General features: G+C 44.3%; 3 protein-coding genes. All 3 read right to left on the bottom strand.

Translation table 11 applies throughout. The features are described 5' to 3' along the window. Nucleotides 1-162: 162 nt before the first annotated feature. Entirely contained in the window at nt 163-1,182 is a 1,020-nt protein-coding gene (locus V7Z60_RS08860) for a HesA/MoeB/ThiF family protein (protein ID WP_334117465.1), read from the bottom strand. A 470-nt stretch (nt 1,183-1,652) separates the two neighbouring features. Further along, nucleotides 1,653-3,560 carry a tRNA uridine-5-carboxymethylaminomethyl(34) synthesis enzyme MnmG gene (gene mnmG / locus V7Z60_RS08855; RefSeq protein ID WP_334117464.1) on the bottom strand — a complete coding sequence of 636 codons (1,908 nt, stop codon included), beginning with the start codon at nt 3,558-3,560 and terminating at the stop codon, nt 1,653-1,655. A gap of 8 nt (nt 3,561-3,568) precedes the next feature. Beyond that, on the bottom strand, nt 3,569-4,375 hold an 807-nt coding region (locus V7Z60_RS08850), incomplete at its 5' end, for a tRNA modification GTPase (protein WP_334117463.1).

Below are 4,375 nucleotides of genomic sequence, written 5' to 3'. Positions count from 1 at the left end.
CTTTATAAATTTCCTTATCAACTTGATTTGTTTCATTTAAATATTGTATTTTCTCAATGATTTTGCCGCCAATTTCAGGTACTTCTACAGTATCTTCACCATTTGACAAAAGTATGTTACCTTCATGTTCAGATGAAATAATCGATATATAAGAATAATCGTTCACTTGACCACCCCTGAACATATCTTACATGTTTCATCTTTTTTCCAAGAAACAAAACTTGTTTTTAATGACACTATGTCAATTATGAGTTCTTTGCCAATAATTTCTACATTGCTAAAACCTGTTAAATATTTAACTATTTCAGTTGCTGTAAATGCACCTATCAGTTCGCACAATCCTCCAAATGAAGGCATTACTCTATGAGAATTTATATCTCTAGGTAAAATTCCTAACTGTCCCTGTATACAATTCCAACAAGGAGTTTTTCTTGGAATCATTAGCGGACCAACTACACCAAGGTATTCAGAAAAGCCGGCGAAAATTAATGGTATACTTTCTCTAACACATATTTTGTTGACGTGTTCACGTACTAATCTAACAGGAGAATCTGCAGTACAAATGACAATATCCGGGTTATATTTTTCAAATGATAAAACATCCAACACATCCGAGTTCACTTCTTTGACATCCACAGTGTCTTTAATGTTTAGAAGACACGCTTTGGCAGATTCTGTCTTCAATTCTCCAACGTCGTCTTTAAAATATAGATTTTGCCGTTTCAGATTTGATTCTTCTACAACGTCATCATCGATTAATACAAAAGAATTAACACCTACTCTGCATAATATGTTCGCTATAGAACACCCTATAGCACCTAATCCTATAATCATAATATTAGCGTCAGACAACATCTTACTATATGAAAAGGATTTTTTTGAATTAAACATTGAAAAAAACAACTCCTGTCTATCATCTACATTCATCCTATCACACGTAACTAAGATATCTTCTTCTATCAATTGATTAATAATATCGACACTATCTCTTTTTGATATACCTCTGTTTTGTAGAAAATTCTCTAAAGACTCCTTTTTTTGTGGCATGTCGATAGTCATTTTTATCATATCAATAATGTTATTATCTATGTTTTTAACAATCTTTCCTGTAGCTGGTAAATTACCCATTCTTAAAGTATTTTCTTCAATATATACAGGAAATAAAGGGTTTATTTTTATCATATCCATAACCTCACACCAAAATAAAAATACCCTAAATTCCTTTTAGAAGAATTCAGAGTACATATTTGTGTCACATAAAACCATATTGTCTGCTAGCAGTGCTGATCTACATGACATGTTGTTTCGGCCTTTTCAACCTTTTTGATTTCAATCTTCATATTTTTACCCCCTTCACTTGGATCGGTTTTATTTTATAGCACTAAGTTTTTTTGTCAACACAAATTAACATCTTTTTTTAATTTTTTTAAAAACAAATTATTTTTTGATGTTAAAAAATAGGATAGGTGACCCCAAACCTAGCTAAATAAAACTCCAAACGCATATGCATTCTTTCACATTTTAACAGTTATCTAATGTGTCGCCTCTCAAACTCAATCTCACTCAAACATCATGCGAAAAGCCCCAAAAAAGCTTCACGTGCTGAAAAAACACGTGAAGCTTTCCTTCTTACTTGACTTTATTCAATAAACTTACCTTCTGGCAATTCTTCCCTGTTCGATATACACCGCGAGAATTGCCAGATCGGCCGGATTGACGCCACTGATGCGGCTGGCCTGGGCAAGCGTTTCAGGCTGAATCCTGGTCAGCTTCTGCACGGCTTCCGTCGCAAGGCCCTCGATTGCGCTGTAGTCAATGCGGTCTGGAATCTTCTTTGCCTCCATGCGCTTGAGCTTTTCAATCTGCTCATATTCCTTCTTGATGTAGCCTGAATACTTGTACTGAATCTCAATCTGCTCGATCACGTGGCGATCCAAAGTATTTTCAGGTGCCGGTATGAAATGCAGCAAATCAGCGTACGTGACATACGGCCGGCGCAGAAAATCGCTTGCCAGAACGCTGTCCTTCAAAGGACGGTCGCCATGTTCCACAAGGTATGCGTCAACCTCTTTTCCGGGCTTGATGCGGACTGATTCAAGCCTTTTCTCTTCCTCCCTGATGGCACGCTTCTTCTCAAGAAACCTTTCATAGCGCTCATCCGAAATCAGGCCGATTTCATGGCCGAGTTCAGTCAGGCGAAGGTCGGCGTTGTCATGGCGCAGAATCAGACGGTATTCGGCACGGCTCGTCAGAAGACGATACGGCTCGTTCGTCCCCTTGGTCACGAGATCATCAACCATCACGCCGATGTAGGCATCGCTTCTCTTCAGGACGATTTCCTCTTTTCCGAGCGCATGACGTCCGGCGTTGATTCCGGCCAGAATGCCCTGTCCGGCCGCTTCCTCATAGCCTGAAGTTCCGTTCGTCTGACCTGCGGTGTAAAGTCCGCGAACGAGCTTTGTCTCAAGCGTCGGCCGCAACTGATAAGGTTCCACCACGTCATATTCGATTGCATATCCCGGACGCATCATTTCGGCATGTTCCAGACCTTCAATCGAATGCACCATCTTGAGCTGAATCTCTTCAGGCATGGAAGTCGACAGACCCTGGACGTAATATTCATCTGTGTTGCGGCCTTCCGGTTCAACGAAGAGCTGGTGACGGGACTTGTCTGCAAAACGGACAATTTTCGTTTCAATTGACGGACAGTAGCGCGGACCGACCCCTTCGATGGCTCCGGTGTACATCGGGGCACGGTCAAGGTTGTCCCTGATCAGCTTGTGGGTCTTTTCGTTCGTGTAGGTCAGCCAGCAGGAAAGCTGGTTTTTGACATCAAGATAGTCTTCATCCCTGCTTTCGTAACTGAAGAGATGCGGCGTTGAATCACCGGGCTGTTCTTCCGTTTTGGCATAGTCAATCGTATTCCCGTCAACTCGCGGCGGAGTACCGGTCTTGAAGCGCTTGAGCTTGAATCCGAGACGTTCGAGATTTTCCGACAGCTTGATTGCCGGTTGTGTATTGTTGGGACCGGACGAATACATCAATTCGCCAATGATGATCCTGCCGCGTGCAGCCGTTCCGGTCGTCAAAACGACCGCTTTTGCTCCGTAGCAGGCCCCTGTATTTGTCACGACGCCCTTGATCTTTCCTTCTTCAACGATCAGGTCGTCAACGATGCCCTGGCGCAGCGTCAAATTAGGCTCTTTTTCAAGCGTGTGCTTCATTTCAATCGAATACCGGCGCTTGTCGGCCTGCGCGCGCAGCGCTCTGACGGCCGGTCCCTTGCCCGTGTTCAGCATTCTCATTTGAATGTATGTCTTGTCCGTGTTGCGTCCCATTTCGCCGCCCAAGGCATCGACTTCACGAACGACGATGCCCTTGGCCGGTCCGCCGACGGCCGGATTGCATGGCATGAATGCCACCATTTCAAGATTGATCGTGATCAAGAGGGTCTTGTTCCCCATCCGACTTGCCGCAAGGGCTGCTTCACATCCTGCATGCCCCGCACCGACGACGATGACGTCATAGTCATCAGCCTTATACTTGTTTCCAAATTGCATTTTCTAACCTACTTTCCCAAACAGAACTGGCTGAACAGCTGGTCCAGGAGTTCATCTTCATAACTGTCACCGGTAATTTCGCCCAAAAGATTCCAGGCTTCCGTCATGTCGATCTGCACCAGATCGACCGGCATCCCCGAACTGATTCCTTCAAGAACGGAATCAAGCGAATTCTGTGCTTTCTTAAGCAGTGCGATATGTCGAGCGTTCGTTACCATTACCGTTGACTGAGAATTTTCGATTCCGTTGAAGAACAGCTTGGAAATTGCCTCTTCCAAGGCCTCCACACCCTCATTTTTCAAGATCGACGTTGCGTAAACCGGTGCATTTCCCGAAATTTTTGCCAGTTCTTTGCGATCGAGCTTTTCTTCAAGGTCCGTTTTGTTCAAAATGATTATTCGCTTTTTGTCATTGGTCAGTCTGATCAGTTCAAGATCTTCTTTTGTCAGACTTTCCGCTGCATTTAACACCAGCAAAACCAGATCGGACTGCTCGATGGCCTTCTTCGAACGTTCGACCCCGATTTTTTCAACCTTGTCGTCCGTTTCTCTGATGCCGGCCGTATCGATCAGCTTCAACGGGACGCCTGACACGTTGACGTATTCTTCGATCACGTCGCGCGTCGTGCCCGCAACGTCAGTCACGATAGCCTTGTCTTCATGCAAAAGATGGTTCAAAAGACTTGACTTGCCGACATTCGGACGTCCGACAAGCGCCGTCGCCAGCCCTTCGCGCATGATTTTTCCCTGCGAGGCAGTCCTGAGCAGCTGTTCGATGCGCTGCTTGATTTCAATTGCCTTTTCCTTGAGCAGCTT

The organism is Ligilactobacillus sp. (assembly GCF_036846325.1).
Classification (GTDB): Bacteria; Bacillota; Bacilli; order Lactobacillales; family Lactobacillaceae; genus Ligilactobacillus.
The sequence above is the reverse complement of the archived record's forward strand: the minus strand, read 5'-3'. Positions and strand labels throughout refer to the sequence as shown.